This window comes from Albidovulum sp., from assembly GCF_008933605.1.
Classification (GTDB): domain Bacteria; phylum Pseudomonadota; class Alphaproteobacteria; order Rhodobacterales; family Rhodobacteraceae; genus Albidovulum.
Map to the genome: position 1 here is coordinate 16198 of NZ_WBUS01000004.1, position 26815 is coordinate 43012.

The window sequence follows — 26815 nt, forward strand, 5'->3', positions numbered from 1 at the left end:
ACGATGAAATCCGATTACAGACTGGGGATCGACGCGGGCGGCACCTTCACCGACTTCGTGCTGGCCGACAAGTCCGGGCAGGTCCGACTCTTCAAGGCGTTGAGCACGCCGCAGGATCCGACGCTCGCGATCCGGAACGGCCTCGCGCTGATCTCCGAGGAGCTTGGGGTTCCGGCGGAAACCGTGGTGTCGAACTGCGACCTCTGCATCAACGGCACCACGGTGGGCCTGAACGCGCTGATCCAGCTGAAGGGGGCGAAGACCGGCCTCATCTGCACCGCCGGACACGAGGATTCGCTCGAGATCCGCCTCGGCCACAAGGAAGACGGCTACCGCTACGACCCGGAATACCCGCCCGCAACCATGCTGGTGCCGCGTTTCCTGCGGCAGGGCGTGCGGGAGCGGGTGCTGTCGGATGGCAGCGTGCGCGAGGCGCTGAACGAGGCGGACGTGCGGGCGGCCTGCGAACTGTTCAAGGCCGAAGGTGTGGAGACGGTGGCGATCAGCTTCGTCTGGTCGGTGCTGAACCCCGCGCACGAGGCCCGTGCAGCGGAAATCGTGCGCGAGATGATGCCGAGCGTAGTCCTGACCGTGGGGAGCGAGCTCTACCCGCAGGTGAGGGAATACACCCGCACCTCCACTGCCGTGGTGAACGCCTACCTCGCGCCGATCATGAAGCGCTACGTCGACGCGGTGGATGCCTATTTCCGCAGCCTCGGGGCCAAGCAGCCGGTGCGCTACTACCAGTCGAACGGCGGGCTTGCCATCGGTCAGGCGATGACCGACCGCAGCGTCTATGCCATCAACTCGGGTCCTGCCTCGGCCCCCGCCGCCGGGCAGTATGTCTGCGAGCCCTTCGGCAAGAAGGACGTGATCACCGTCGACATGGGCGGCACCTCCTTCGACATCACGCTGACGAAGGACGGCTCCACCAACATCAACAAGAACATCGATTTCCTGCGCTACCGCATCGGCGTGCCGATGATCCAGGTGGAAACCCTCGGCGCGGGTGGCGGCTCGATCGGCTGGATCGACGAGATGGGGCTGATGCAGATGGGCCCGCAATCGGCCGGCTCCGACCCCGGGCCGGCCTGCTATGGCCAGGGGGGCAAGCTGCCGACGGTGTCGGACGCGAACCTCGTCCTTGGCTACCTGAACCCCGACGGGCTCGTCGGCGGGCGGCTGCCGCTCGATGCCGCGAAGGCGCATCAGGCGATCAAGTCCAACCTCGCCGACCCGCTGAAGATGAGCGTTGAGCGCGCCGCCTACGGCATGTTCACCATCGTCAACGCCAACATGGTGAATGGCATCCGCCGCGTCACCGTCGAACGCGGCTATGACCCGCGCGACTTCGTCCTGGTCGGCGCGGGGGGCGCGACGGCGGCGCATATCACCGCGCTCGCCGAGGCGATGGGGATCGACACCATCGTCCTGCCGAAACTCGCCTCGGGCCTCTGCGCCTTCGGCCAGATCATCTCGGACGTGAAATACAACTACATGGCCACCGCGCCCCTGCGGCTGGACAACGACGCGGCTTATGCCCGGATCGACGAACTCTTCGGCCAGATCGAAGCGCAGGGCATCGGACATCTGAAGTCTGATGGCTTCAAGGGCAAGGACATCGTCATCAAGCGCAGCCTCGACATGCGCTACGTCGGCCAGGTCCACGAATGCACGGTGGAAATCGGCACCTTCAAGGTGGACGCCAAGTCGATCGGCAAGGTCAAGGACGCCTTCCACAAGCGTCACAAGGAACTCTACACCTATGCCGAGCCGGCCTCGACCGTTGAAGTGGTGAACATCGAAAGCACGCTTTATGGCGTGGTCGACAAGCCCGCCCGCATGGCGATCGGCAGGGGCGCAAGCCCGGCGAAGGCGCTGAAGGGTTACCGCGACGCGGTGTTCAGCGCCGACGGCAAGCGGGTGAAGACGCCGATCTACGACGGCACCCCGCTGGGCGTCGGCGCCACGATCAAGGGGCCGGCGGTGATCGAGGAGGTCACCACCACCATCGTGATTGAGCCGGGCTGGACCGCGAAGCTGGATGCCAGCGGCTCCTACCTCATCACCCGTGACCGGAAAGGAGCGAGATGAGCGAACTCAGCGCAGACAAGGTATCGGTCGCATTTGCCGGGCTGAAGGCGCTGTCGGGCGTTGACCTGACCGTCGCCTCCGGCCAGATCGTCGGGCTGATCGGCCCGAACGGAGCGGGCAAGACCACCCTTGTCAATGTGCTGACCGGGTTTCAGGCCGCAACCGAAGGCTCTGTCCGGCTGGACGGGCAGGGCCTTTCGGGCCTGAGGCCGCACGAGGTGCGCCGCCGGGGCATCGCCCGCACCTTCCAGGGCGGGCGGCTCTTCCGTGACCTTCCCGTCATCGACAACCTCGAAGTCACCGGCGTCGGCCTTGGCCAGTCGCGCAAGGCCGCGATCGCCGAGGCCGAGGCGATGCTCGACTGGGTCGGCATCGCGCCGCTGGCGAACCGCATCGCGGGCACCCTGCCCTACACGGATGAACGCCGCGTCGCCATCGGCCGGGCGCTGATGGGCAGGCCGGCCTTCCTGCTTCTCGACGAACCCGCCGCCGGGATGAGCGCGCAGGAGGCGGCCGAGCTTTCCGCCCTGATCCGCCGCATCGCGGAAGAACTGGGCTGCGGCGTCCTTCTGATCGAACACAACGTCGGGCTGGTGCTCGGCCTCTGCGACCACATCGTCGTGCTCGATTCCGGCGCCGTCATCGAGACCGGCCCGCCGGCGGCCATCCGCGACAGCGAAAGGGTGCGCCACGCCTACATGGGCACCGCGGCGGAGACCGACCTTCCCGTGCTGGAGGTGGAGGCATGAGCCTTCTGGCGCTCTCCAACGTCTCGGTCCGCTATGGCCGCCTGACCGCCGTCCGCGGCGTGACCTTCACCCTCGCCGAGGGCGAGATCCTGTTCATCACCGGGCCGAACGGGGCCGGCAAATCCTCGCTCCTGCGCGCCATCGCCGGGGTCGCGCCGCCCGCCGGAGGCCGGGTCGACTTCGCCGACCACGACATCACCGGCCAGGCGCCGGAGGATATCGCTCGGTTGGGCCTTTCGATGGTGCCCGAGGGGCGGGACGTATTCGGCAGCCTGACCATCGAGGAAAACCTGATGGTGGGGACGGGGATGCATTCGGCGACGCGGGGCTGGAAGGCCCGGGCGGCGAGCGAGCTGGAGGCGGTCTATGCCACCTTCCCGATCCTGAAGGAACGCCGCCACACCCAGGCCGGGCTCCTGTCGGGCGGCCAGCAGCAGATGCTGGTCATCGGCCGGGCGCTGATGACGACGCCGCGGCTGGTGGCCATCGACGAGCCCTCGCTCGGCTTGGCGCCGAACATCACTGACCAGGTTTACGAACGCCTCATCGCGCTCAGGGCCGAACGCAAGCTGACGCTCCTGATCGTCGAGCAATCCTCGACCCGGGCGATGATGGTGGGCGGGCGGATGATGCTCATGCGCGGGGGCGAGATCGTGCTGGACGGCGACGCGCGCGCGCTCGGGCAAAGCGAGGCGATGCAGGCCGCCTATTTCGGATACGGAGAGCATTGATGGGATCGCTTCTCCAGATTGTCTTCGACGCGCTGTCGCTGGGGTCGCTCTATGCCCTGGGAGCGCTGGGGATCGCGCTGATCTTCGGGGTGATGCGGCTGGTGAACTTCGCCCATGGCGACGTGATCGCCGCCTGCGTCTTCGCGCTGCTCTGGCCTTCGGTCGATGCGGTGGCCATCGTCTTCGCCGGCAACCTGCCGTGGTTCCTGCTGATCCCCTTCGTGCTGGCCGTCGGCGCGGGCCTTTCGGTGCTGTCGGAACTGGTGGTGTTCCGCCGCTTCCGGCGGGCGAATCCCGCCACTATGATGATCGCCTCCTTCGGCCTTGGCTTCGTGATCCGCTACTTCCTGCTGATGCTGTTTTCCAGCCGCCCGAAGAGCATTTCCCTGCTGCCGACACTCTCGCAGCCCGTCGAGATCCTCGGTGCGCGCATTCCGCTGCTGCAGCTCATCACCATCCTCGTCACCGTCGCCGTGCTTTTCGGCCTGACGGCCTTCCTGCGCCGGACGCGGTTCGGGCTCGAGATGCGAGCGGCGGCAGAGAACTTCACCATGGCGCGGATGCTGGGGGTGCGGGCGAACCGGGTGATCATGGGGGCCTTCGCCCTCTCGGGGGCGCTCGCGGCGGCGATCGCGCTGATCCTCGGGTCGCAGACCGGGACGGCGAACATCATGATGGGGGCGAATGTGATGCTGATGGCCTTCATCGCCACCGTGATCGGCGGCATGGGAAGCCTTGCCGGCGCCGTGCTCGCCGGGTTCCTGCTGGGCACGGTGGCGACCGTGATGCAGGTGATCCTGCCGCCCGACGCCCGCGCCTTCCGCGATGCCTTCGTCTACGGCGCGGTCATCCTCGTGCTGATCTTCCGCCCGCAGGGCCTCCTTTCCGCCCGCGGCACCAAGGAGCGTGTCTGAGATGTCCCGCTCCCCCCTCCGCCGTTCGCTTGCCACGCCGGTCCTCCTCGGCCTCATCCTCGTGGCCTTCGCGCTCGTCGCCTGGGCCGTGGGGTCGAAGCCCTTCAACCAGACGATCATCGACATCTTCCTGAAGGTGATCTTCGCCGTCGGCCTCTGGGTCTTCATCGGCAACTCGGGCGTCATCAGCTTCGGCCACATCGCCTTTGCCTGCCTTGGCGGCTATGTCGCCGCCTGGACCACGATCAAGCCGATGATGAAGGGCATCTCGATGCCGGGGCTGCCCGACTGGCTCATGCAGACGGAAATCCCCTACTGGGCCGCCGCCGCCGTCGGAGCGGGCTGGGCCGCGGTCTGGGCGCTGATCTTTGGCGCCGTCCTGATGCGGCTGTCGGGCATCGCCGCCTCGATCGCCACCTTCGCGATGCTGGCCATGGTGAACTCGATCTACTCGAACTGGGACAGCGTGACGGCGGCCACGTCCTCGGTCGTGGGCATTCCCATCGTCCGCTCGGTCTGGCCCTATCTGATCGCCGCGATCCTCGCCGTCGTCCTCGGCTGGGCCTATGGCATCTCGCGCCACGGCCTCGCGCTGCGCGCGGCGCGCGACGAACCCACGGCCGCCGCCGCCAGCGGGGTGAACATTCCCCGGATGCGGCTCATCGCCTTCGTCGTCTCGGGCGCGATCATGGGGATGGGGGGCGCGCTTTACGCGCATTCGATCGGCATCGTCACGCCCGACACCTTCTACCTCGGCCTCACCTTCATCACACTGTCCATGCTCGTCGTCGGCGGCATGGGCTCGCTTTCGGGCGCCGTCCTGGGCGTGCTCTTCCTCTCCTCGCTGATCCAGGGCCTGCGCTGGCTCGAGGCCGGGGTGCAGGTCGGGACCAGCACCTTCGCCCTTCCCGGCGGGGTGCAGGAAATTGCCCTCGGCGCAGTGATGATCCTCATCCTCATGTTCCGGCCCGCCGGGATCATGGGCAACCGCGAACTGACCCTGCCGCGCGCGGGATCGGACACCCCGGGCCGGAGCGGCCCCACCAACTGAGCAACTGCTGACCAACAAGGAGTGAACGCAATGAAAAGACTTCTGATCGCGCTGGCCGCCACCACCTGCCTTACCGCGCCGGCGCTGGCCGACGACGACCGCATCGTCGTCGGCTTCGCCACCGCCGAGACCGGCTTCATGCAGGCCTATGACAAGCCCGCCCAGGACGCGGCGATGATCCGCATCAAGGAGATCAACGACGCCGGCGGCCTCTTGGGCAAGCAGATCGAGGTGGTGAACGCCGACACCAAGACCGACCGCGCCGAGGGCGCCAAGGCGGGCCTCTCGGTCATCGACGCGGGCGCCGACATGGTCGTCGTCTCCTGCGACTACGACTTCGGCTCCCCGGCTGCGCTCGCCGCCGAAAGCTCGGGCCTGGTGTCGTTCTTCCTCTGCGCGGAATCGATCAAGGCCGGCATCCAGGGCGTCGGGCCGAACAGCTTCTCGGCCTCGGTCCTCGCCGCCGTGCAGGGTGCGACCATGGCCGAGTGGGCCTACACCAAGAAGGAAGCCCGCAGCTTCTACCGCCTGCTCGACACCTGGACCGAATACAACAAGGGCATCTGCGACGGCTTCGACTGGATGCTGCCGCAACTGGCCGACGCGAGCCTTGTGGGCGAGGACACGTTCCTGAACGAAGACGCCTCGATCGCCGCGCAGATCACGCGCATCAAGTCGCTGCCGGAGGAGCCCGACGCGATCATGCTGTGCACGATGATGCCGGGCGCGGTTTCGGCCATCAAGCAGATCCGCGCCGCCGGGATCAACTCGATGATCCTGAACGGCTCCGGCGTCGACGGCAGCTACTGGCTCAGCGCCGTGCCGGACCTGTCGAACTTCTTCGTCCCGGTGCAAGGGTCCATCTACGGCGATGACCCGAACCCGGAAGTGACTGCCTTCAATGCCAAGTACAAGGACGCGACGGGCGGCGATCCCAGCACGCAGTACGTCTACCCCGGCTACGTGATGATCGACGTCTGGGCCAAGGCGGTGGAACGGGCCGGGACGACGGAGACCAGCGCCGTGGTGGCCGAACTGGAGAAGATGAGCGGCGAGCCGACGCTTTTCGGACCGCGCACCTTCACCAGCGAAATCCACCACCAGAACCAGGCGCGCTACCTGATCGTCGAGACCGACGCCGGCAAGCCCGGCGTGGTGGACGAGTGGACGATCTCGAAACCGATTCCGGTCGCCGACCTGATGAAATAGGCGTCGTGATCAACCGGTCGACCCTCCGCTTCGGGGAGGGCCGACCCTTTTCCCGAAAGCCGCCTCAGCAAGGCCGCAAGGCGGGCCGCAAACGGTCTGCGCGCTGCCCGGCGTGCCGCCAAGTGAACCATCAGATGCCGGCGGTCGCGCCCCTTGGAAGAATGCTCCGAAGGCACCCGCCGCATGGCGACCAGCAAGTCCAGGTTTGCGGTCTGCATTTTCGCTCGCGCTCCGGTTCTGTCGAATTCCTTGCAATAATGCCCGGAGATGTCCGAGAATGCTTCTCAACTCGCGTGCCAATCTTTAAGCCAGACTTTCACATGCAACCCGTCGACTGGCGCGATCTGCCGCCCCTGCGCGCCTTCGAGGCCGCGGCGCGCCTCGGTTCGTTTTCCGGGGCGGCGCGTTCGCTCAACGTCACGCCCCCTGCGGTGGCACAGCAGGTGCGCGGCCTGGAACGGCATCTCGGTCTGCGCCTTGTCGCGGATGCCAGCCGCAAGCTGCGTCTGACCGACGAGGGCGACCGCCTTGCCGCGACGTTGAATTCCGCCTTCGCAGGCGTCGCCATGGCGATCGCGTCCAGCCGCAAGGCCGACCAGCGCCGCGGGTTGCGCATCACCCTGACGACAGGCTTCGCCCACAGCGTCGTCATACCTGCCCTGCCCGAATTCTGGGCCACCCATCCCGACATTCCGGTCTCGCTCGAGCCCGAGACGCGGCTGGCCGACCTGGCCACCGAGGGTTTCGACCTCGGCATCCGCACCGGCGCCGGCAACTGGCCTGACCTGCGTGCGGAGATGCTGTGCACCAGCCGCATGGTGCTGGTCGGCGCGCCGGCGCTTCTGCACCGGGGGCGGCCGCTGGCCGAGTTGCCCTGGATCCTGAACAGCGCCTACCGCGACGAAACCGTCTGGCTGGCCGGGCACGGCATTGACCCCGACCGCGTCAAGGTGATCGAATTCGAGAATGCCGCGCTGGCTTGCGCTGCGGCCGAGCAGGGGCTTGGCCTCCAGTTCGGCGCGGACATCATCGTCCGCAAGGCGGTCGAGGCCGGCCGCCTGCGCGTCCTTCCCGGCTGGGACGACCTTCCGCAAACCACCTACTGGGCGGTGATGCCGCCGGGGGGCTTGCGCGCCCCGGCGGCCATCTTCCTCGACTGGCTGCGCAAGCGCCTTCCAAAGGAGACCCTCGCATGACCACCGTCACCATCCGCCCGCTGCGCGCCACGGACGAGACCGACTGGCGCCGGCTCTGGACGGGGTATCTGGACTACTACCAAACCCGCGTGCCGGAGGCCGTCTACGCCAGCACCTTTGCCCGGCTTCTGGGCGATGATCCGCAGGATTTCAACGGCTTGATCGCCACCGTCGACGGGCAGGCCATGGGCCTGACGCATTACCTCTTCCACCGCCATTGCTGGAAGATCGAGAACGTCTGCTACCTGCAGGACCTCTATGTCGACCCCGCCGCCCGCGGCACCGGGCTCGGCCGTCGGCTGATCGAGGCCGTTTATGCCGCGGCGGATGCAAACGGCACCCCCGCGGTCTACTGGCTGACGCAGGAGTTCAACACGGCGGGTCGAAGGCTCTATGACCGCATCGGCAAGTTGACGCCCTTCATCCGCTACAACCGCTAGCCGCGCGCCTTGCGGTAGCTGTCCTTGAGCGCGATGAGGTCGCCCTCGAAGGCAAAGACATCGCAGCCCCGGACGTCGACCCTGCGCCCGTCGTGCGCCGTCCCGAGGAAGCGCCAGGTCGACAGGCCGGTGCCGCCAGCCACCATGTGAGTGCCCTCGGTCCAGGCGGCCTCAGGAAAGGTGTCGAAGATCGCGGCATAGGCGGCCCGCACGGCCGCGCGGCCGCGGTGAAGGGCGCCCTCGGCATCGGGCCCCGCCGCGGACTGGAAGGCGCAGTCCTCTGACATGCAGGCCATCAGCGCGTCCAGGTCGCGCGCGTTGAAGGCCGCCATCAGCGCCTCCATCGTTGCGCGACGGCGCAGCGCCGTGACGTCGTCGACCACCTCGACCTCGAGGAAGGCCAGGGGCTCGGCGTCCGAGCCATTGGTCACATTGTGTTCGACCCCTTCGCGCCGCGAATAGGGCACCCCCCGGACGAGCCGCGCCTCGGCCTCATGACCGCCGGGCAGGTCAAGCTTCAGCGTCCCGTCGGTCAGCGGCACGATGACGTAGTCGTGCCCGTGCCGGTGCCAGCCAGTCTCCGCCCCGGGCGCGAAACGCCATTCCGTTACCTTGAATCGTTCGTCATCGACATGGACGACAGGCCTTGCACTCTGCGGCATGACTGGACCCCTTCCCGAGCCGCGGGGCGGACCCCGGGCAGCCGGAACGGCCGACCGGACAAGACCGCACGCGCGATGCGAATCCTAGCGGTTTCAGGGATCACGTCCATACCGATCCTGCCCTTGAGCCGGGAACAGCGACCCCCGCCGCGGCTGCGGTCCGGGGACCGGGGCAAACGACGGGTGGTGACGGGTGGACGCGGCCCGTTCGCATCCCTACCTTAGCCCGAGCCCCGAATCCGAGCGCGCCATGACCGAGACCCAAGGGACCCGCTACCAGGTCCTCGCCCGCAAGTACCGGCCCGAAACCTTTGCCGACCTCGTCGGGCAGGACGCGATGGTGCGCACGCTGAAGAACGCCTTCGCCGCCGACCGCATCGCGCAGGCCTTCATCATGACCGGCATCCGCGGGACCGGGAAGACCACGACGGCGCGGATCATCGCCAAGGGCATGAACTGCATCGGCCCCGACGGCACCGGCGGCCCGACGACGGATCCCTGCGGTACGTGCGAACATTGCGTGGCAATCATGGAGGGCCGCCACGTCGACGTGATGGAGATGGACGCGGCCAGCCGGACAGGGGTCGGCGATATCCGCGAGATCATTGAATCCGTTCACTATCGCGCCGCCTCGGCACGCTACAAGATCTACATCATCGACGAAGTCCACATGCTCTCCACGAACGCGTTCAACGCGCTCCTGAAGACGCTGGAGGAGCCGCCCGCGCATGTGAAGTTCATCTTCGCCACGACCGAGATCCGCAAGGTTCCGGTCACCGTCCTCAGCCGCTGCCAGCGCTTCGACCTGAGGCGGATCGAGCCCGAGGTGATGATGGCGCTTCTGCGGAAGATCGCCACGGCGGAGGGCGCTCAGATCACCGACGACGCGCTCGCGTTCATCACGCGCGCGGCCGAAGGGTCTGCCCGCGACGCGACCTCGCTCCTCGACCAGGCGATCAGCCATGGCGCGGGAGAGACGACCGCCGACCAGGTCCGCGCCATGCTCGGGCTTGCCGACCGCGGCCGGGTCATGGACCTCTTCGACCTGATCCTGAAGGGCGATGCGGCCGGGGCACTGACCGAACTTGGCGCGCAGTATTCCGGCGGCGCCGACCCGATGGCCGTCTTGCGCGACCTTGCCGAGATCACCCATTGGGTCAGCGTCATCAAGATCACGCCGGAGGCGGCCGACGATCCCACCGTCGCACCCGACGAACGCACGCGGGGGCAGGCCATGGCCGCCGCGCTGCCGATGCGCGTGCTGACCCGGATGTGGCAAATGCTGCTGAAGTCGCTCGAGGAAGTGGCGGCCGCGCCGAATGCGATGATGGCCGCCGAGATGGCGGTGATCCGCATGACGCATGTGGCCGACCTGCCTGACCCCGAGCAGCTGCTGCGCCGGATTGCCGAAGGCCCCGGGTCGGCCGCGCCGGCCGGTCGCGCCCCCGCGCCAGCAAGCCAGGCCACCAACGCCGTGCCGCGCGCCGAGGTGAATGTCGCGCCGTCAGGGTCTGGCGCTGCGACCGCATTGGCCCGGGCACCCGAAGTGGCGCTGGCCCGCTACGCGAGCTTCCCCGCGGTGGTGGAACTGATCCGCGCCAACCGCGACGTGAAGCTGCTTCTGGAGGTGGAAAACCACCTCCGCCTCGTCCACTACGCGCCGGGCCGGATCGAGTTCGAGCCCACCGCCGATGCCCCCCGCGACCTTGCCGCGACGCTGGCGGCGCGGTTGCAGGGCTGGACCGGTGTGCGCTGGGGCGTCTCGGTCGTGTCGGGCGGCGGCGCGCCGACCCTCGCCGCGTTGCGCGACGCCAAGACACTGGCGGCAAAGGAAAAAGCCCGCGAAAATCCACTGGTCCAGGCGGTCTTCGCCGCCTTCCCCGAGGCGCGGATCGTGGACGTGAGAACCCCGGCGGAGGTTCTCGCGGCCGCCGGAGCCGAGGCTTTGCCCGAGGCCGAGGACGACGCCGGCTCCGACTGGGACCCCTTCGAGAAAGAGTGAGGACGAGAAGATGCTGAAAGGACTGGGCGGCCTCGGTGACATGGCCAAGATGATGAAGGCCGCGCAGGAGATGCAGGCCAAGATGACGGCGCTCACCGAGGAGATGGACCGGATCACCGTCACCGGCGAAAGCGGCGCGGGGCTGGTCAAGGCCGTCTGCACGGCGAAGGGAGAGCTCAAGTCGCTCGACATCGACCCGTCGATCTTCCAGCCCTCCGAGAAGGAGGTGGTGGAAGACCTGATCCTCGCCGCGATCAAGGACGCGCAGAAGCGCGCGCAGGACCGGCTGCAGGAGGAGCAGAAGCGGATGATGCAGGACCTCGGCCTGCCCGCCGACGTGAAGCTGCCGTTCTGAGGCCGTCCGTGAGCGAGGCCACCCGCGACATCGAGGCGCTGATCGAGCTGATGGCCCGGCTGCCGGGCCTCGGGCCGCGGTCGGCGCGAAGGGCCGTCCTCCACCTGATCAAGAAGCGCGGGCAGGTGATGGCCCCGCTTGCCCAGGCGATGGCACAGGTTGCGGCAACGGCCCGCGAATGCGCAACCTGTGGTAATATCGGCACCGCCGACATCTGCGACATCTGCCGTGACGAGCGCCGCGCGACGGGCGAGATCTGCGTGGTGGAGGACGTGGCCGACCTCTGGGCGATGGAGCGCGGCCACGCCTTCAAGGGCCGCTACCACGTCCTCGGCGGCACGCTTTCTGCGCTCGACGCGGTGGGGCCGGAGGAATTGCGGATCCCGCGCCTTCTCGCCCGCGTGCGCGACGAGGGCATCCGTGAAGTGATCCTCGCGCTGAACGCCACGGTGGATGGCCAGACGACGGCGCATTACATCGCCGAGACGCTGGAAGGGACGGGTGTCGCCGTCACCTCGCTGGCCCAGGGCGTGCCGATCGGGGGGGAACTCGACTACCTCGACGACGGGACGATCCAGGCGGCGCTCAGGGCGCGGAAGCGGGTCTAGGAGCGTCGGAACGGCGTCCCGCATCCGTCGGGTTCGCGTCGGTTTTCCGTCCCGACAGGGCGCGCGGGCGGGAAACGCCGCGTCAATCCGCTTCCGCGAGGATGGTTCGGCCCGCGTTCAGGACCCCGCCATGCCCAGACAGACGCCGCGCCCCACCCGGGCCGAAAAGGACCGCCTCGCCGCCTACCACGAGCTTGCCGAGACCATGCGGGGTCTGGAGGAGGACCTGCGCTGGGGGCTGAGGGACTCGCTCAGGCTGCCCCGGGAATGGCTGGAGATCGCCACCGACCCCGCCGTGCCGGGAAAGGCGAAGGTGACGCGGCGGCTCGATGAGGACGTGCTGCGGTTCTTCCGGGCGATGGGCACGGGATACCTGACCCGGATCAACGCGGTCCTCAGGACCTTCATGCTCGCCCGGCTGGCGGGCCTCGTCGGCGGCCCGGAGCACGTCGGCTATGCGCCGACGGCGGAGGAGGAGGGCCGCGCGCTGCGCCGCGAGCTGCTCGACCACGCGGTGAGGGTGGCCGCGGCGCGGGAGACGGCTGAGGGAGAGGCAGAGGCGCGGGCGAAGCTCGCCGGGCTGAGGGCGCTCAGGGACGCGCGGGTCGGGCGGTAGGGCGGGATTCTGCGCCGCCTCAGCCCGGATGGTGGGGTGGACCCCATCCTGCGTCCGCTGCAAGCGTGGGCGACCGCCGGCAGCCGGTTCCCAGAGTTCGCTTCCGAACACCACGCGTTCAGGTCGGGCGGGTCAGGAGGGGCGCTCATCCCGGCGCCGGCGCCACGCGCAGGGCCCCCGTCACCCGCCGGACGAGCCCCGCCATCCCCAGCACCCAAGCGGTGAGCGCGACGAAGACCAGCACCCTGGGGATCGGGTCGAGGAAGCCGTAGGCCATCGCGCGGTCGAACTGGTAGGTGCTGGTGGTGTACATCCCCAGCGGGAAGACCATGCCCCAGACCGCCGGTTCATAGGTGAAGCGGTCGCGCATCCAGAGGTAGCGCCAGGTCATGAGCGCGAAGAGAAACGGGATCCACCAGCTCGCCACCGCCCAGAAGAAGAAGGTGAAGCCGCGCAGGAAGGGCAGCAGCGGGCCGACAAGCGACCAGGTCTCGCCGCGCAGGATCAGGATCGAGCCGGCGAGCGCGGTGATCGCCACCGCCCCCATGTTGATCCAGTAGGGCGGGCTGAAGTCCTGGCGGCTCATCGGCACGAAGGTCAGGCGGTAGAAGATGAGCGGGATGATCGCGAGATAGAGCATGCAGCCGATCAGGAACATCGCGATGACCTGGAACTGGATCGCCTCAGACGGGGCCGATCCGACGTCGATCACCCCGCGCAGCACCACCACCGATTGGGTCGAGACGGCGGCGATCAGCCAGGCGCCGTTGATGCCGCGCGCCAGCGTCGGCTTGCGCGCCCGCACGGTCACGGCGGTGAAGAACGTGTACATGATCCCGAACCACAGGATCAGTCCAAGCCACCACAGCACCGTGCCGACGCCCGTGGCGCCGATCACCACCACGTTCTGCGTGCCCAGAACGCAGGTGCCCGCGACGATGGTGAAGAAGCCGGGCGCGCGTTGATGGTCGAAGATGTCGCGCATCAGCTGCGCGCGAAACCGCAGGGCCCGCAGGATCGTCAGCCCCCAGAGCACCGGCCAGGCGATCCAGTTGACCCCGATCAGCGCCAGTGCGACCGGACGCAGCCCCATGAAATGGCAGGCGATGGAGACGACCCCGGTCGCCATCACCAGCGCGAAATAGCCCGGAAAGAGCGACGCCGCGCCATCGAGAAGAAGCCGCTTCAGGCCCGCAGGCTCCGAACTCGGGTCCGGCTTGCGCGCTTCACCCGTGCGCATAGCGCATCCCAAGTTCGATCTGGAGGAAGAAAAGCACGAAGGCCGTGTTCAACCCCCAGGCGACGGTCAACCACCGTGCCAGAGTGCCCCAGAAGACATTGGCGTTCGGCGCGCAGCGCCAGATCGCGACCAGAATGAAGACTGTATAGGCCGCCGAGATCAGGATCAGCACTTGCTGAAAGGCCAGTTGCCCGGCATCGAGCGCGGTGCCGTGCAGGATGACGAGCACCATGCTCGTCGCGACGCCATATCCCCAGAAGACGACCGGCAGGGCCATTTCCCCCTGCCATGCGCGCAGTTCGGGCGCGAAGAACAATGCGAACAGCGATTTCCCGGACTCGCCCTTGGTCATGGCCGCCCCTTTCGGTGCGAGTTTGATCCAGTGCGCGGGGATTTGAAAGACGGTCCAGTGTCAGGTCTGGACCCTGACGGCGGGACCCGGGGCGTTGCCTCCGCCGGGGCGGCGGGCGCGCTGGCGAGGGCGAATGCCGGTCCCGAACACATGCCGGCCTATCGGGCGACGATCCGGCCGAGGTGCCTGCACCGGTGTGGGCCTGACGCCACCTGACCCGCCTCTGGCGCAAGATCGGGGGTCCCGGCCGCCGCCGGTGATCCGGACGGTCAGCAGGCGGCCGCGTCCAGGCCGGCAACGGACAGCGCCCAGCCTTCGAGTGTCGGAAGATCGGGCGCAAGCTCGACGGCCGCGCCGCCGGAGAATGCCTCGAACGCGGCGCGGTTCAGCGCGTTGAGGCCCACCAGGACTGGCACATCGGCGGCGACCGCCGCGGCGATCACGTCGCGGAAACCACGGCCTTCGGCCTCGTGCTTCCCGAACTTGTTGACGATCAGCAGATCGGTGCCCGACGACAACCGCGCCGCGACCAGCCCCACGGCGGTCTCCAATGCGCCTGCGTCGAGGCGGCAGCCGCGTGCCTCCGGGCCCCGATCCTGGCTGATGCGCAGGACAGGGCCGTCGGGCAGCACCCGCACATCCATGTCGCAGGGGCGCGCGTCGTCGCGTTCGGTGTTGATCTGGACGGTGCCGCAGCAACTCAGGCCGCGGGCGGCAAGCCCCGTTGCCAGTCGCTGCAGCACGAGATCGATGTCTCCGCGCCCCGGCGCCATCGTGAAGGCGAGTTTCATGTGCTGTCTCCTCGGGATCGGCAGAAGGGCTGGAATTCGACCAGCGATCGGGACGGGCTGACGTGTTCCGCGATGCGCGAAAGAGCCTCGCCGATGCTGGTCAGTGCCGTCGGTTCGTCATGCCCGCCGCATCCGCAGCGAGGCGATGAAACAGCCCGATGAAGCGTCACAGTGCACGCTCCATTTCGCTGTTGGCTGCCAGAAAATGGCCCGGGCCGATGCTGCAGTCGAGGTTGCGCAGAAGCCCGTCCTTCAACCCGTAGATCAGGCCGTGCACCCGGATGTCGGCGCGCCGTAGCCACGCCCGCTGCAGGATCGGGGTCTCGCACACGCGCCGCACGCTCTCCGCCACATTGAGTTCGGCCAGCCGGTCGCGCTGCGCCTCGAGATCCCGTTCCCGCCCCAGATCGACCGAGTAGCTGCGCGCGAGACGGCGGATGGGCTCCAGCCAGTGGTCGGCCAGTCCGTGCGGCAGGTCCTCGGTCGCCGCCTTCACCCCGCCGCAGCCGTAGTGGCCGCAGACGATGATCTCGCGCACCTTCAGGGCCTCGACCGCGAACTCGAGCGCCGAGAGAAGGTTCATGTCGGTCGAATGCACCACATTGGCCACGTTGCGATGCACGAAGACCTCGCCCGGATCGAGGCCGGCAACGACATTGGCCGGCACGCGACTGTCGGAACATCCGATCCAGAAGAACTCCGGCGACTGCTGTCCGGCCAGCCGGGCGAAATATCCTGGGTCTTCGCTCTGCCGCGTGGTCGACCAGGCGGCGTTGCGTTCAAGAAGGTCTTTCAGCATGGCGTGCTCCCGGCGGAAAATCGAGGCCGCGACGCCGTGTCATCGCGGTGCGAAGCATTTCGCTGTCCTGTTCGGTGAGACGCAGACGGGCGAAGCGGAGAAGGATGGCATTCTCGAGGATCAGATGACGCCTGGCGTGATCGGCATAGCGGCGAAGCTCGGCGCAGGCTGCGGGCTCGATCCCGGATGTTGCGTTGCCCAATATCGCCGTCACGCGCGGCGTATCGAAATCCGCGTGCCGGTGGTCACTGCGCAGCTTCTCGAGCAGGCGGTCTATTTCGTCCTCCTCGGTGCAGCGCCCCTGCAGGAGCGGGAACAGATCCGTCTCCTCGTCTTCGAGATGGACCGGGAGTTCATCCGAGAGGAAGGCCATGACGGACGTGGCCTCGGCGGCCGAAGCACGGCCGAGGTCGGCAATCCGGTCCAGGATGGCGCAAGCCTCGCGCTCGCGCAGGTGCACGGCATGCAGGTAGTCGATCGGCCGGCCAAGCAGGGCCGGATCGATCGGCGTCAGACCGAGCGGACCCCGCGTCTGATCTGTCTCTTGCACGGCATGCCCTTTCGCAGGCTTCAGATCGGCGCGAGGCTTGCGCCGGTGATCGTCGCCCGTTCGGCGAGGTCGTTCACGAAGTCTCGCGACGCACGCGCCCAGGCGGACTTTTCCAGCGCCTGCGCGATCTTCGGCCGGACCGTCTCGTAGGGCAGCACCTGCCCCGGCGCGATGGCGTTCAGCCGGATGATGTGCCAGCCGTGCCGCGAGAGAACGGGCGCGGGGCTGATGCCGCCCTCGGGCAGGGAGCGCAGAGCCGCCTCGAACTCGGGCACGGTGTCGCCGGGGCCGAGCTGGCCCAGATGGCCGCCGGATGCCTTGGAGCCGCAGTCGCTTTCACGGGCGGCGGCGGCAAAGCCCTTGGCGTCACCCTCAAGCCGCGCCAGCAGGGCGACGGCCCGCGCCTCGGCGGAAGCGCGCTCCGCCTCGTCGCGCGGGTCGCAGGCGCAGAGAATGTGCGAGACGTCCCAGAGCGGCGAGGAGCGGTAGCGTCCGGGGTCCTTTTCCCATTCCGCGCGCACCGCGTCCTCGCCGACGGGCGCGATTGCCAGCGCCTCGTCGAGAAGGGCGCGGATCAGGGCTTCGTCCTCGGTCTCGAAGCGGCCCGGCGCCTGTTCGAGCGGGTCGGGCGCCAGCCCGCGCCGCTTCGCCTCTTGCAGCAGCAAAGCGCGGATCGCCAGCGCCTGCGCCGCCTTGCGCCAGGCGATGCCGGGCTTGTCCTTCGGCGCGCTGTGGTTCTGCGCCTCGGCGGCGATCGCCGCCGAGGGGATGGTTTCGCCGTTGACGACGACTTCGGGGAAGAGCGCCGCGTTCATCCGGGTCACTCCGCCGCGGTCGAGGCCGGGCCGCGCCGGCCCTGCTTTGCGTCATAGGCGCCGCGGCGGTCCGCCAGCGACCGTTGCCGCCGCGACCGCACCAGCTGGTAGCCGGGCCGCAGGAACAGATAGCGCACCGGCGCGAAGAAGCCGGAAAGGACATGCGCCAGGCGGGTGAAGGGGAAGATCAGGAAGATCGTGAGACCCAGGAACAGGTGCAGCTTGAACACCAGGGCCGCGTCGGCGATCTGGTCCGCCGCCCCGGCCTGGAAGGTGAAGATCATCTGCGCCCAGGTCATGAACTTGGTCATCTCATGCCCGTCCAGATGCTGCAACGACACGAAGATCGTGCCAATCCCCAGCACAAGTTGCGCAAGCAGCAAGGCCAGGATGGCGATGTCGGCAAAGCTCGAGGTCGCGCGGATCCGCGGATCGGTCCAGCGGCGGTGGAACAGCATGCCCCCGCCGATTAGCGCCATCACGCCGGCCACGCCACCCGCGATCACCGCCAGAAGCTGCTTCGCGCCATGGCTGATTCCGAGGGCATCGAAGACCGCGATCGGGGTCAGAAGACCGATCAGGTGGCCGAAGAAGATCACCAGAACGCCGACATGGAACAGCACCGATCCGACGATCAGCTGCCGCCGCCGCAGAAGCTGGCTCGAGGATGTCTTCCAGGTGAACGGGTCGCGGTCGTATCGGGCGATGGACCCGATCAACAGGACGGAAAGGGCGATGTAGGGGTAGGTTCCAAAAAGGAAGTCGTGCATTCTCCGTCTCCTCTCATTCCGCGGCGTGCCGCGCCGCGTGCGCAGGCGTGACAGGAACATCCATGGTGGCCAGCAGGTCGCGGACCTTCGGGCAGCCGGCATTCGGATCGGGGCCGAAGGTGACTTCGGTTTCCTCCCAGACGGCGTCGAGCGCCGCCAGGTCGGTCGGGTCATCGTCCGGCTGGGCCAGCATGTCGGCCACCGCCTCGGTGTCCGCCTGCGCGCCGGCAAGCTGGAAGAGCGCGGCGAACGCTGCGGCATATCCGCTGTCGCGCCGGACGAGCCGGGCACCGAGGGCCTCAAGGATATGCGCCGCGTCCGCAAGGGTTTCCCGTGCCTCGGACGCGGGGCGCGAGGCGAGGAATTCCAGCAGCACCGGCAAGTGGTCGGGCAGTTCCGTGGTGGCGGGCTCGAACCCGCCGCCCCGGTAGGTCTCGATCAGGCTGACCATCGCGCCGCCCCGGTCCCGGCTTTCGCCATGGACATGCTCGAACAGGTTCAGCGACAGCGTGCGCGAGCGGTCGAAGAGCATGACATAGCTCTCCTGAACGTCGAAGAGGTCGCCCTGCCCCAGACCATCGGCAAGCCGCTGCAACGCGGCCCGCGTGTCCGGCGCGATGCGGTGATCGGCGCCCAGAACGGCCCCGATCTCCGGCATCGCGCCCTGAAGCTCGGCCGAGGGATAGCTCAGGATCAGCGACAGCGCCTTGAGTGTGCGGTCCATCATCAGAACGTCTCCTGCGGCAGGGCAAAGGTCTTCTTCTTGCCCCCGAAGAGGGTGGTCTTGCCGGACGAGCCGGACGAACAGCCGTTGCCGTCGGTAAAGCCGCAGCCGCCGCGGATGTCGGCGCCTGTCTCGTTCTGTTCGCGGTGCGCCGTCGGGATGGCGAAGCGGTCCTCGTAGTCGGCGATGGCCATGATCTTGTACATGTCCTCGATCATCCGGCCCGACATGCCGACGCGGGCGGCGATGCCCTCGTCGCGCACGCCGTCCACGCTCAGCGCCCGCATGTAGAGCCGCATGGCCGACATGCGTTCGAGCGCGTGCACGATCGGTTCCTCGTCCCCCGCCGTCAGCATGTTGGCGAGGTATTTCACCGGGATGCGCAAGCTGCGCACGTCGGGCATCTGGTCGCTCATCGCGATCTGGCCGGCCTGCGCCGCGTTCTGGATCGGCGACAGCGGCGGGATGTACCAGACCATCGGCAGGGTGCGGTATTCCGGGTGCAGCGGGAAGGCGACCTTCCAGTCCATCGCCATCTTCCACACAGGGCTGACCTTGGCGGCCTCGATCCAGTCCTCGGGCACGCCGTCGCGGCGGGCGGCGGCGATCACCTCGGGGTCGTTGGGATCGAGGAACACGTCGAGCTGCGCGCCATAGAGGTCGGTCTCGCGCTCCGCGCTGGCGGCCGCCTGGATCTTGTCGGCGTCATAGAGGATCACGCCCAGATAGCGGATGCGGCCGACACAGGTTTCCGAGCAGACCGTGGGCTGGCCGCTCTCGATCCGCGGGTAGCAGAAGGTGCATTTCTCGGATTTGCCGGTGTCCCAGTTGTAATAGACCTTCTTGTAGGGGCAGCCCGAGATGCACATCCGCCAGCCGCGGCATTTTTCCTGGTCGATCAGGACGATGCCGTCCTCCTCGCGCTTGTAGATCGCGCCCGAGGGGCAGGAGGCGGAGCAGGTCGGGTTCAGGCAGTGCTCGCAGAGGCGCGGCAGATACATCATGAAGGTGTTTTCGTATTCACCGTAGATCTGCTTCTGCACGTTCTCGAAGTTGTAGTCCTGCGAGCGCTTGGCGAACTCGCCGCCGAGGATCTCTTCCCAGTTCGGACCCTTCTCGATCTTTTCCATCCGCTCGCCGGTGATCTTGGACCGGGGGCGCGCGGTCGGGAACGCCGTCATGTCGGGCGCCGATTTCAGGTGGTCGTAGTCGAAATCGAACGGCTCGTAGTAGTCGTCGATCTCGGGCATGGCGGGGTTGGCGAAGATGTTCGCCAGGATCCGCCACTTGGCCCCCTGCTTGGGTTGCAGCTTGCCGCTGGCCGAGCGCACCCAGCCGCCGTTCCAGCGTTTCTGGTTTTCCCAGTCGGTGGGATAGCCGGTGCCGGGCTTGGTCTCGACGTTGTTGAACCAGGCGTATTCCACGCCGTCGCGGCTGGTCCAGACGTTCTTGCAGGTGACCGAGCAGGTATGACACCCGATGCACTTGTCCAGGTTCAGGACCTTGCCGATTTGTGCGCGAACTCTCATTCCGCGGCCTCCACTTTGCGGGTTGCGGGCTGATCCAGCCAGTCAATCTTCTTCATCTTGCGGACGATCACGAATTCGTCGCGGTTGCTGCCCACGGTGCCGTAGTAGTTGAAGCCGTAGGACAGCTGCGCATAGCCGCCGATCATGTGCGTGGGTTTCAGCGTGGCGCGGGTGACCGAGTTGTGGATGCCGCCGCGATTGCCGGTCTTTTCCGAACCGGGCGTGTTCACGATCTTTTCCTGCGCGTGATACATGAAGAGCGTGCCCTGCTTGATCCGCTGGGACACCACCACCCGCGCGGTCAGCGCGCCGTTCACGTTGTAGGCCTCGACCCAGTCGTTATCGACGAGCCCCGCCTTCTTCGCGTCCACCTCGGACATCCAGACGACCGGCCCGCCGCGGTTCAGCGTCAGCATCAGGAGGTTGTCGGTATAGGTGGAGTGGATGCCCCATTTCTGGTGGGGCGTGATGAAGTTCAGCACGACATGCGGGCTGCCCTCGGCCGCGTCGTTGTTGACGGCCGCGGTGATGGTCTTCAGGTCCACCGGCGGGCGGTAGCTGACGAAGCCCTCGCCGAAGGCGCGCATCCATTCGTGATCCTGGTAAAGCTGCTGGCGCCCGGTGAGCGTCCGCCACGGGATCAGTTCGTGAACGTTGGTATAGCCCGCGTTGTAGCAGACCTCCTCGCTCTCGATCCCGGACCAGGTGGGCGACGAGATGATCTTGCGCGGCTGCGCGGCGATGTCGCGGAAGCGGATCTTGGTGTGATGCGCGCCCTCGGCCAGGTGGGCGTGGTGGCGGCCGGTGGGTTTCTCCAGCTCTTCCCATGCCTTGACGGCCACCTCGCCGTTGGTTTCGGGGGCCAGCATCAGGATCATCTCGGCCGCGTCGATGGCAGTGTCGAGCTTCGCCTGGCCCTTCGATACGCCCTCATCCGGCACGACGCCGTTCAGATCGCGCAGGTGCTTCACCTCGGTCTTGGTGTCCCAGTTGATCCCCTTGCCGCCGTTGCCGAGCTTCTCCAGGAGCGGCCCGACCGAGGTGAACTTCTTGTAGAGGTTGGGATAATCCCGCTCGACCGCGATGTAGTTCGGCGCGGTCTTGCCCGGGATCAGGTCGCATTCGCCCTTCTTCCAGTCCCTGACATGGGCCTGCGCCAGTTCGGCGGCTGTGTCGTGCAGGAGCGGAAGCTGGACGATGTCGGTCTCGACCCCCAGCACCTCGGGCGCGATTTCGCTGAACTTCTTGGCGATCGCCTTGAAGATCTCCCAGTCGGATTTCGACTCGTAGGCCGGGTCCACGGCCGCCTGAAGCGGGTGGATGAACGGGTGCATGTCCGAGGTGTTCAGGTCGTCCTTTTCATACCAGCTCGCCGTCGGCAGCACGATGTCGGAATAGACCGCCGTCGTGGACATGCGGAAGTCGATGCAGACCAGCAGGTCGAGCTTGCCCTTGGGCGCCTCGTCGTGCCAGACGGCTTCCTTCGGCTTTGCACGCCCTTCCGCGCCGAGGTCCTTGCCCATCACGCCGTGCTGCGTGCCGAGCAGGTGCTTGAGGAAGTATTCATGCCCCTTGCCGGAAGAACCGAGCAGGTTCGACCGCCAGACGAAGAGGTTGCGCGGCCAGTTTTCCGGGGCGTCCGGGTCCTGGCAGGACATTTCCAGATCGCCGGATTTCAGCTGTTCGGCGACGTAGTCCTTGATCTCCTTGCCGGCCCTCTTCGCCGCCTTTGCCACCTCCAGCGGGTTGGTCTTCAGTTGCGGGGCCGAGGGTAGCCAGCCCATCCGTTCGGCGCGGATGTTGTAGTCGATGATGCTGATGTCCCAGTCGCCCGCGGGGGCCGTCGGCGAGAGGATCTCGCCCGCGCGCAGGGTCTCGTAGCGCCACTGGTCGGTATGGGCGTACCAGGCGCTGGTCGAGTTCATGTGCCGCGGCGGACGGTTCCAGTCGAGCGCGAAAGCGAGCGGCGTCCAGCCGGTCTGCGGGCGCAGCTTTTCCTGACCGACATAGTGCGACCAGCCGCCGCCTTCCTGTCCGATGCAGCCGCACATCACCAGCATGTTGATGATGCCGCGGTAGTTCATGTCCATGTGGTACCAGTGGTTCAGACCGGCCCCGAGGATGACCATGGACTTGCCATGGGTCTTCTCGGCGTTCGAGGCGAACTCGCGGGCCACGGCAATGATCTTCTCGCGCGCGACGCCGGTGATCTTCTCGGCCCAGGCCGGGGTGTAGGGCATGTCGTCGTCGAACTTCTTCGACACCCAGTCACCGCCCAGACCCCGGTCGAGCCCGTAGTTGGCGCAGAAGAGGTCGAACACCGTGGCGACGAGCACTTCCTTGCCATCGGCCAGCTTGACGCGCCGCGCGGGAACGTTCCGGGTCAGCACCTCCGGGGCATCGCATGTCACGAAGTTTTCGCTCGCCGCGCCCCCGAAATAGGGGAAATCGACCCCCACGACCTGATCGTGGTGATCGTCGAGGATCTGGGTCAGGCGCAGGCTGACCTCGGCCTTGCCCGCCTTCTGTTCAAGATTCCACTTGCCCTCTTCGCCCCAGCGGAACCCGATCGAGCCGTTGGGTGCCACGATCTTGCCCGACGCGTCATCGTAGGCGACCGTTTTCCAGTCGGGATTGTTGGTCTCGCCCAGATGGCCCGCGAGATCGTCGGCCCGCAGCATGCGGCCGGGCACGAGATGGCCGTCCTTCTCGTCGAGGACAACCAGCATCGGCATGTCGGTGTATTTGCGGGCGTAATCCTCGAAATATTCGGCCTGCCGGTCGAGGTGGTATTCGCGCAGGATGACATGGCCCATGGCCATCGCCAGCGCCGCGTCGGTGCCGGCCTGCGGGTTCAGCCAGATGTCGCCGAACTTGGCCGCCTCGGAATAGTCGGGGCTGACGACGGCCGACTTGGTGCCGCGATAGCGGACCTCGGTATAGAAATGCGCGTCGGGCGTGCGCGTCTGCGGCACGTTCGAGCCCCAGAGCATCAGGAAGCCAGCGTTGTACCAGTCGGCCGATTCCGGCACGTCGGTCTGTTCGCCCCAGGTCTGGGGCGAGGCGGGCGGCAGGTCGCAATACCAGTCGTAGAACGACATGCAGGTACCGCCGAGCAGGCTCAGGTAGCGCGTTCCGGCGGCATAGCTGACCATCGACATGGCCGGGATCGGCGAGAAGCCGAACACCCGGTCGGGGCCGTAGGTCTTGGTGGTGTAGGCGTTGGCCGCGGCGACGATCTCGGTCGCCTCGTCCCAGCTGGCGCGCACGAAGCCGCCCTTGCCGCGCGTCTGGTTGATCGCATTGCGCAGGGCCGGATCGTTCTGGATGGCGGCCCAGGCGGCCACCGGCGTCTTCGTCTCGCGCATCTTGCGCCAGGCGCGCATCAGGGCGCCCCGGATCAGCGGGTTCTTCACCCGGTTCGCGGAATAGAGATACCAGCTGTAGGAGGCGCCCCGCGCGCAGCCGCGCGGCTCATGGTTGGGCAGGCCCGCACGGGTGCGGGGATAGTCGGTCTGCTGCGTCTCCCAGGTAACGATCCCCGACTTCACGTAGATCTTCCACGAGCACGACCCGGTGCAGTTCACCCCGTGCGTCGAGCGCACGATCTTGTCGTGCCGCCAGCGGTTCCGGTAGGTGTCCTCCCAGTCGCGGTTCTCGCGGGTGGTCTGGCCCCAACCGTCCGAAAATTGCTCCAGCTCCTTGCTCTGGAAGAAGTTCAGTCTGTCGAGCAGATGGCTCATCTGGGTTTCCTTTCGGTTGTCAGGGTTCGGGCGACGGCCTGCGTCGCCCGGAAGTTCGGTCAGGTCACCGGGCGGGTTGGGTTGCGGCTTCGGCCTTGGCCCGGCCGCGCTCGATGGCGTGGAGCAATCCGCCCGGCCGCGTGTAGACGGCCCAGGTGATGGCAAGGCAGAGCACGTAGAAGCCGAGGAACAGCCACAGCGCGCCGATCGGGCTGCCGGTCACGGCGATGGACGAGCCGTAGGCCTTGGGGATGAAGAAGCCGCCATAGGCCCCGATGGCGCTGGTGAAGGCGATGATCCCGCTCGATTCCATGGCGATCTGCCGCGCCCGGTCGGTACCGGTAAGTTTCGGCATCAGGCGTGGGACTTCGCGGCCCATGATCACGGGGATCATCTGGAAGGTCGAGGCATTGCCGACCCCGGTGAAGAAGAACAGCGCCATGAAGCCCGCGAAGAACCCGGCGAAGCTGCCCGCCTGGAGCGAGAAGATCACCGCCAGCACCGAGGCGATCATGCCCGCGAAGACCCAGAAGGTGACCCGTCCGCCGCCAAAGCGGTCCGCGACCCAGCCCGTGCCCGCGCGGCTCAGCGCGCCGACCAGGGGGCCGAGGAAGACGTATTGCAGGGCGTTCACATCGGGGAAGGCGATCTTCGACAGAAGCGGGAAGCCCGCCGAGTAGCCGATGAAGCTGCCGAAGGTGCCGATATAGAGAACACACATCAGCCAGTTGTGCGTGCGGCTGAAGATCACCGACTGCTGGGCAAAGCTGGCCTTGGTGTCGGCGATGTCATTCATGCCCACCCAGGCCGCGATCGTGGACGCCAGGATGAACGGCACCCAAATGAAGCCCGCGTTCTGCATCCAGAGCTGGCCGCCGTCCGACAGCTGCTGCGGGGCGCCGCCCATGGCGCCGAAGACGCCCATGGTGATGACGACCGGCACGAGGAACTGCATGACGCTGACGCCGAGGTTGCCAAGGCCCGCGTTCAGCGCCAGCGCGTGGCCCTTCTCGGCCTTGGGGAAGAAGTAGCCGATATTAGCCATGGACGAGGCGAAGTTGGCCCCGCCCAGACCGCAGAGCAGCGCGAGTGTCAGGAAGATGAAGTAGGGTGTCTCGGGATTCTGCACGGCAGAGCCGATGCCGATGGCCGGCAGCAGAAGCGAGACGGTCGAGAGTGTCGTCCAGAGGCGCCCGCCGAAGATCGGCACCATGAAGCCGTAGAAGATGCGCAGCGTCGCGCCTGACAGGGCCGGCAGGGCGGCGAGCCAGAAGAGCTGGTCCGGATTGAAGTCGAACCCGATGGCAGGCAGACGCGCCACGACCATCGACCAGACCATCCAGACCGAGAAGGCCAGCAGCAGCGCCGGGATCGAGATCCAGAGGTTGCGCCGTGCCACGGCACGCCCCTTTTCTTCCCAGAACACCGGATCCTCCGGGCGCCAGTCTTCGAGCACGCGCGGCATCTCGGTCTTGCCGGGAACGTGGATCTCTTGCATCTCGGGCAGCGCCGGCAGCTGGTCGAGCTCCACGCCGCGCGCCTTGCGTTCCATCGCCCGGATCGCCAGATGCATCCAGCCGAGCGCGATCGCGACAAGGCTGAAGAGGATCACGAAGCAGGACGTGTAGATCCCCGTCAGGTCGAGCGCGGCGCCGAAGACGATGGGCAGGAAGAAGCCGCCGAGACCTCCGATCATGCCGACAAGGCCGCCAACGGCGCCGACATGCTTCGGATAGTAGACCGGGATGTGCTTGAAGACGGCCGCCTTGCCGAGGCTCATGAAGAAGCCGAGCGCGAAGAGGACGATGACGAAGGGCCAGAGACCCATTTCCGTGGAGAAGGAGATCGGGCCATCCCGGCCCTGGATGACGTATTCCGTGGGCGGGTAGGACAGCATGAAGAGGAAGATCAGGCTGAAGCCGAAGGTCCAGTACATGACCTGCCGTGCGCCGAACTTGTCGGAAAGATGCCCGCCATAGGCGCGAAACAGCGAGGCCGACAGGCTGAACGAAGCCGCCGCCATGCCCGCCGTCTTCACGTCGACGCCATAGACGTCGATCAGGTAGTGCGGCATCCACAGCGCCAGCGCCACGAAGGCGCCGAAGACGAAGAAGTAGTAGAGCGAGAAGCGCCAGACCTGGAGGTTCTTCAGCGGCGCGAACTGCTGGGCGAGCGAAGGCGCCTTTGTCCCGGTCCTGCGCCGTTCGACCAGTTCCGGGTCATCCTTGGCAAACAGGAAGAAGAGCACACCGATGATGGCCAGCCCCGCCGCCCAGACATAGGCCACGCCGTGCCAGCCGTAGGCGACCATGACGAAGGGCGCGACGAACTTGGTGACCGCGGCCCCGACGTTGCCCGCACCGAATATGCCGAGCGCCGTGCCCTGGCGGCCCGCGTCGTACCAGCGGCTCACATAGGCAACGCCGATGATGAACGACCCGCCTGCCAGCCCGATGCCAAGCGCCGCGATCAGGTACATGACGTAGCTGTGTGCCAGCGTCAGCGCCCAGGTCGCGAGGGCAGTGAGGATCATCTGCGCGGAGAACACCAGCCGCCCGCCGTATTTCTCGGTCCACACGCCGAGAAACAGCCGGGTGATCGAGCCGGTCAGGATCGGCGTTGCCACCAGCAGGCCGAACTGGGTGTCGTTCAGTCCGAGCTCTGCCTTGATGGCCACACCGATGATCGAGAATATCGTCCACACTGCGAAACAGGCGGTGAAGGCGATCGTGCTCAAGCCGAGGGCGCGGTTCTGGTCCGCGCGAGAGGCTGTGGCAACGGTCTGCATGGCGGTGGCTCCTGCAAGATTGGCTTTGCGTCCCCGTCGGGGATCGACGCCACACCTAGGAAGGCATCCGAGTCTGCAATTTGATCT

Annotated in this window: 24 protein-coding genes; 12 read left to right on the forward strand and 12 right to left on the reverse strand. The window is 67.1% G+C overall.

Translation table 11 applies throughout. The features are described from left to right. Positions 1–3: 3 nt before the first annotated feature. From capA to F9K34_RS01110, 8 genes are all read left to right on the forward strand, one after another. Positions 4–2094, forward strand: coding sequence for a caprolactamase subunit alpha (capA, locus tag F9K34_RS01075; protein WP_291334619.1), 2091 nt, complete (start codon positions 4–6; stop codon positions 2092–2094). Next, positions 2091–2843 (forward strand): ABC transporter ATP-binding protein, encoded by a 753-nt coding sequence (locus F9K34_RS01080; protein ID WP_291334620.1) that lies wholly within the window; start codon positions 2091–2093, stop codon positions 2841–2843. The genes capA and F9K34_RS01080 overlap by 4 nt, the downstream gene beginning before the upstream one ends. Then, on the forward strand, positions 2840–3574 hold the full coding sequence (locus tag F9K34_RS01085) for an ABC transporter ATP-binding protein (protein ID WP_291334621.1): 735 nt from the start codon (positions 2840–2842) through the stop codon (positions 3572–3574). The genes F9K34_RS01080 and F9K34_RS01085 overlap by 4 nt, the downstream gene beginning before the upstream one ends. Next, on the forward strand, positions 3574–4488 hold the full coding sequence (locus F9K34_RS01090) for a branched-chain amino acid ABC transporter permease (protein ID WP_291334622.1): 915 nt from the start codon (positions 3574–3576) through the stop codon (positions 4486–4488). Before F9K34_RS01085 ends, F9K34_RS01090 begins: the two co-directional genes overlap by 1 nt. A 1-nt stretch (position 4489) precedes the next feature. After that, a complete protein-coding gene (locus F9K34_RS01095; protein ID WP_291334623.1) occupies positions 4490–5539 on the forward strand; it encodes a branched-chain amino acid ABC transporter permease in 1050 nt (349 codons plus the stop codon). A gap of 30 nt (positions 5540–5569) precedes the next feature. Continuing rightward, complete coding sequence (locus F9K34_RS01100; protein ID WP_291334624.1) at positions 5570–6748, forward strand: ABC transporter substrate-binding protein; 1179 nt, start codon at positions 5570–5572, stop codon at positions 6746–6748. Between the two features lie 320 nt (positions 6749–7068). Continuing rightward, a complete protein-coding gene (locus F9K34_RS01105) occupies positions 7069–7944 on the forward strand; it encodes a LysR family transcriptional regulator (RefSeq protein ID WP_291334625.1) in 876 nt (291 codons plus the stop codon). Beyond that, complete coding sequence (locus F9K34_RS01110) at positions 7941–8384, forward strand: GNAT family N-acetyltransferase (RefSeq protein ID WP_291334626.1); 444 nt, start codon at positions 7941–7943, stop codon at positions 8382–8384. Before F9K34_RS01105 ends, F9K34_RS01110 begins: the two co-directional genes overlap by 4 nt. On the opposite strand, the gene F9K34_RS01115 is transcribed toward F9K34_RS01110, so the two are convergent. After that, a complete protein-coding gene (locus tag F9K34_RS01115; RefSeq protein WP_291334627.1) occupies positions 8381–9046 on the reverse strand; it encodes a nuclear transport factor 2 family protein in 666 nt (221 codons plus the stop codon). The two genes, F9K34_RS01110 and F9K34_RS01115, sit on opposite strands and share 4 nt — an antisense overlap. A gap of 250 nt (positions 9047–9296) precedes the next feature. Here F9K34_RS01115 and F9K34_RS01120 point away from each other — a divergent pair, with 250 nt between their 5' ends. From F9K34_RS01120 to F9K34_RS01135, 4 genes are all read left to right on the forward strand, one after another. Beyond that, positions 9297–11048, forward strand: coding sequence for a DNA polymerase III subunit gamma/tau (locus F9K34_RS01120; protein ID WP_436405699.1), 1752 nt, complete (start codon positions 9297–9299; stop codon positions 11046–11048). Positions 11049–11058: 10 nt separating this feature from the next. Next, positions 11059–11403, forward strand: coding sequence for a YbaB/EbfC family nucleoid-associated protein (locus F9K34_RS01125; protein WP_291334629.1), 345 nt, complete (start codon positions 11059–11061; stop codon positions 11401–11403). Between the two features lie 8 nt (positions 11404–11411). Next, positions 11412–12011: a recombination mediator RecR gene (recR, locus tag F9K34_RS01130; RefSeq protein ID WP_291334630.1), complete on the forward strand. Its 600-nt coding sequence runs from the start codon at positions 11412–11414 to the stop codon at positions 12009–12011. Between the two features lie 130 nt (positions 12012–12141). Continuing rightward, a complete protein-coding gene (locus F9K34_RS01135; RefSeq protein ID WP_291334631.1) occupies positions 12142–12627 on the forward strand; it encodes a BrnA antitoxin family protein in 486 nt (161 codons plus the stop codon). 145 nt (positions 12628–12772) lie between these two features. Here F9K34_RS01135 and F9K34_RS01140 read toward each other — a convergent pair whose 3' ends face one another. The 11 genes from F9K34_RS01140 to F9K34_RS01190 form a co-directional block, all read right to left on the reverse strand. Next, positions 12773–13867 carry a tellurite resistance/C4-dicarboxylate transporter family protein gene (locus F9K34_RS01140; RefSeq protein WP_291334632.1) on the reverse strand — a complete coding sequence of 365 codons (1095 nt, stop codon included), beginning with the start codon at positions 13865–13867 and terminating at the stop codon, positions 12773–12775. After that, complete coding sequence (locus F9K34_RS01145; RefSeq protein WP_291334633.1) at positions 13854–14219, reverse strand: hypothetical protein; 366 nt, start codon at positions 14217–14219, stop codon at positions 13854–13856. Before F9K34_RS01145 ends, F9K34_RS01140 begins: the two co-directional genes overlap by 14 nt. A 269-nt stretch (positions 14220–14488) precedes the next feature. Beyond that, positions 14489–15010 (reverse strand): DUF2478 domain-containing protein, encoded by a 522-nt coding sequence (locus F9K34_RS01150; RefSeq protein WP_291334634.1) that lies wholly within the window; start codon positions 15008–15010, stop codon positions 14489–14491. 166 nt (positions 15011–15176) lie between these two features. After that, the gene (locus F9K34_RS01155; protein ID WP_291334635.1) at positions 15177–15809 is read right to left on the reverse strand and encodes a carbonic anhydrase; all 633 of its coding nucleotides are present in this window, start codon (positions 15807–15809) and stop codon (positions 15177–15179) included. Next, complete coding sequence (locus tag F9K34_RS01160) at positions 15790–16359, reverse strand: hemerythrin domain-containing protein (RefSeq protein ID WP_291334636.1); 570 nt, start codon at positions 16357–16359, stop codon at positions 15790–15792. Before F9K34_RS01160 ends, F9K34_RS01155 begins: the two co-directional genes overlap by 20 nt. Before the next feature lie 20 nt (positions 16360–16379). Beyond that, a complete protein-coding gene (locus tag F9K34_RS01165; RefSeq protein WP_291334637.1) occupies positions 16380–17174 on the reverse strand; it encodes a peptidylprolyl isomerase in 795 nt (264 codons plus the stop codon). A gap of 5 nt (positions 17175–17179) precedes the next feature. Continuing rightward, positions 17180–17944 carry a respiratory nitrate reductase subunit gamma gene (gene narI / locus F9K34_RS01170; RefSeq protein WP_291334638.1) on the reverse strand — a complete coding sequence of 255 codons (765 nt, stop codon included), beginning with the start codon at positions 17942–17944 and terminating at the stop codon, positions 17180–17182. A 13-nt stretch (positions 17945–17957) separates the two neighbouring features. After that, positions 17958–18668, reverse strand: a complete 711-nt coding sequence (gene narJ, locus F9K34_RS01175) for a nitrate reductase molybdenum cofactor assembly chaperone (protein WP_291334654.1) — start codon at positions 18666–18668, stop codon at positions 17958–17960. A gap of 2 nt (positions 18669–18670) precedes the next feature. After that, positions 18671–20197, reverse strand: coding sequence for a nitrate reductase subunit beta (gene narH / locus F9K34_RS01180; protein ID WP_291334639.1), 1527 nt, complete (start codon positions 20195–20197; stop codon positions 18671–18673). Then, positions 20194–23940, reverse strand: coding sequence for a nitrate reductase subunit alpha (locus F9K34_RS01185; protein ID WP_291334640.1), 3747 nt, complete (start codon positions 23938–23940; stop codon positions 20194–20196). Before F9K34_RS01185 ends, narH begins: the two co-directional genes overlap by 4 nt. Positions 23941–24004: 64 nt before the next feature. Continuing rightward, positions 24005–26728, reverse strand: a complete 2724-nt coding sequence (locus F9K34_RS01190) for a nitrate/nitrite transporter (RefSeq protein WP_291334641.1) — start codon at positions 26726–26728, stop codon at positions 24005–24007. Positions 26729–26815 lie beyond the last annotated feature (87 nt).

What these genes read in the sequence shown, in the direction of transcription:
- F9K34_RS01145 (WP_291334633.1), bottom strand. Translation starts at nt 14,219, where the DNA reads ATGACCAAGGGCGAGTCCGGGAAATCGCTGTTCGCATTGTTCTTCGCG.
- F9K34_RS01125 (WP_291334629.1), top strand. Translation starts at nt 11,059, where the DNA reads ATGCTGAAAGGACTGGGCGGCCTCGGTGACATGGCCAAGATGATGAAG.
- narI (WP_291334638.1), bottom strand. Translation starts at nt 17,944, where the DNA reads ATGCACGACTTCCTTTTTGGAACCTACCCCTACATCGCCCTTTCCGTC.
- F9K34_RS01165 (WP_291334637.1), bottom strand. Translation starts at nt 17,174, where the DNA reads ATGAACGCGGCGCTCTTCCCCGAAGTCGTCGTCAACGGCGAAACCATC.
- narH (WP_291334639.1), bottom strand. Translation starts at nt 20,197, where the DNA reads ATGAGAGTTCGCGCACAAATCGGCAAGGTCCTGAACCTGGACAAGTGC.
- F9K34_RS01095 (WP_291334623.1), top strand. Translation starts at nt 4,490, where the DNA reads ATGTCCCGCTCCCCCCTCCGCCGTTCGCTTGCCACGCCGGTCCTCCTC.
- capA (WP_291334619.1), top strand. Translation starts at nt 4, where the DNA reads ATGAAATCCGATTACAGACTGGGGATCGACGCGGGCGGCACCTTCACC.
- F9K34_RS01105 (WP_291334625.1), top strand. Translation starts at nt 7,069, where the DNA reads ATGCAACCCGTCGACTGGCGCGATCTGCCGCCCCTGCGCGCCTTCGAG.
- F9K34_RS01155 (WP_291334635.1), bottom strand. Translation starts at nt 15,809, where the DNA reads ATGCTGAAAGACCTTCTTGAACGCAACGCCGCCTGGTCGACCACGCGG.
- F9K34_RS01115 (WP_291334627.1), bottom strand. Translation starts at nt 9,046, where the DNA reads ATGCCGCAGAGTGCAAGGCCTGTCGTCCATGTCGATGACGAACGATTC.
- F9K34_RS01120 (WP_436405699.1), top strand. Translation starts at nt 9,297, where the DNA reads ATGACCGAGACCCAAGGGACCCGCTACCAGGTCCTCGCCCGCAAGTAC.
- F9K34_RS01150 (WP_291334634.1), bottom strand. Translation starts at nt 15,010, where the DNA reads ATGAAACTCGCCTTCACGATGGCGCCGGGGCGCGGAGACATCGATCTC.
- F9K34_RS01080 (WP_291334620.1), top strand. Translation starts at nt 2,091, where the DNA reads ATGAGCGAACTCAGCGCAGACAAGGTATCGGTCGCATTTGCCGGGCTG.
- F9K34_RS01135 (WP_291334631.1), top strand. Translation starts at nt 12,142, where the DNA reads ATGCCCAGACAGACGCCGCGCCCCACCCGGGCCGAAAAGGACCGCCTC.
- F9K34_RS01185 (WP_291334640.1), bottom strand. Translation starts at nt 23,940, where the DNA reads ATGAGCCATCTGCTCGACAGACTGAACTTCTTCCAGAGCAAGGAGCTG.
- F9K34_RS01110 (WP_291334626.1), top strand. Translation starts at nt 7,941, where the DNA reads ATGACCACCGTCACCATCCGCCCGCTGCGCGCCACGGACGAGACCGAC.
- F9K34_RS01085 (WP_291334621.1), top strand. Translation starts at nt 2,840, where the DNA reads ATGAGCCTTCTGGCGCTCTCCAACGTCTCGGTCCGCTATGGCCGCCTG.
- narJ (WP_291334654.1), bottom strand. Translation starts at nt 18,668, where the DNA reads ATGGACCGCACACTCAAGGCGCTGTCGCTGATCCTGAGCTATCCCTCG.
- F9K34_RS01100 (WP_291334624.1), top strand. Translation starts at nt 5,570, where the DNA reads ATGAAAAGACTTCTGATCGCGCTGGCCGCCACCACCTGCCTTACCGCG.
- F9K34_RS01140 (WP_291334632.1), bottom strand. Translation starts at nt 13,867, where the DNA reads ATGCGCACGGGTGAAGCGCGCAAGCCGGACCCGAGTTCGGAGCCTGCG.
- F9K34_RS01090 (WP_291334622.1), top strand. Translation starts at nt 3,574, where the DNA reads ATGGGATCGCTTCTCCAGATTGTCTTCGACGCGCTGTCGCTGGGGTCG.
- F9K34_RS01190 (WP_291334641.1), bottom strand. Translation starts at nt 26,728, where the DNA reads ATGCAGACCGTTGCCACAGCCTCTCGCGCGGACCAGAACCGCGCCCTC.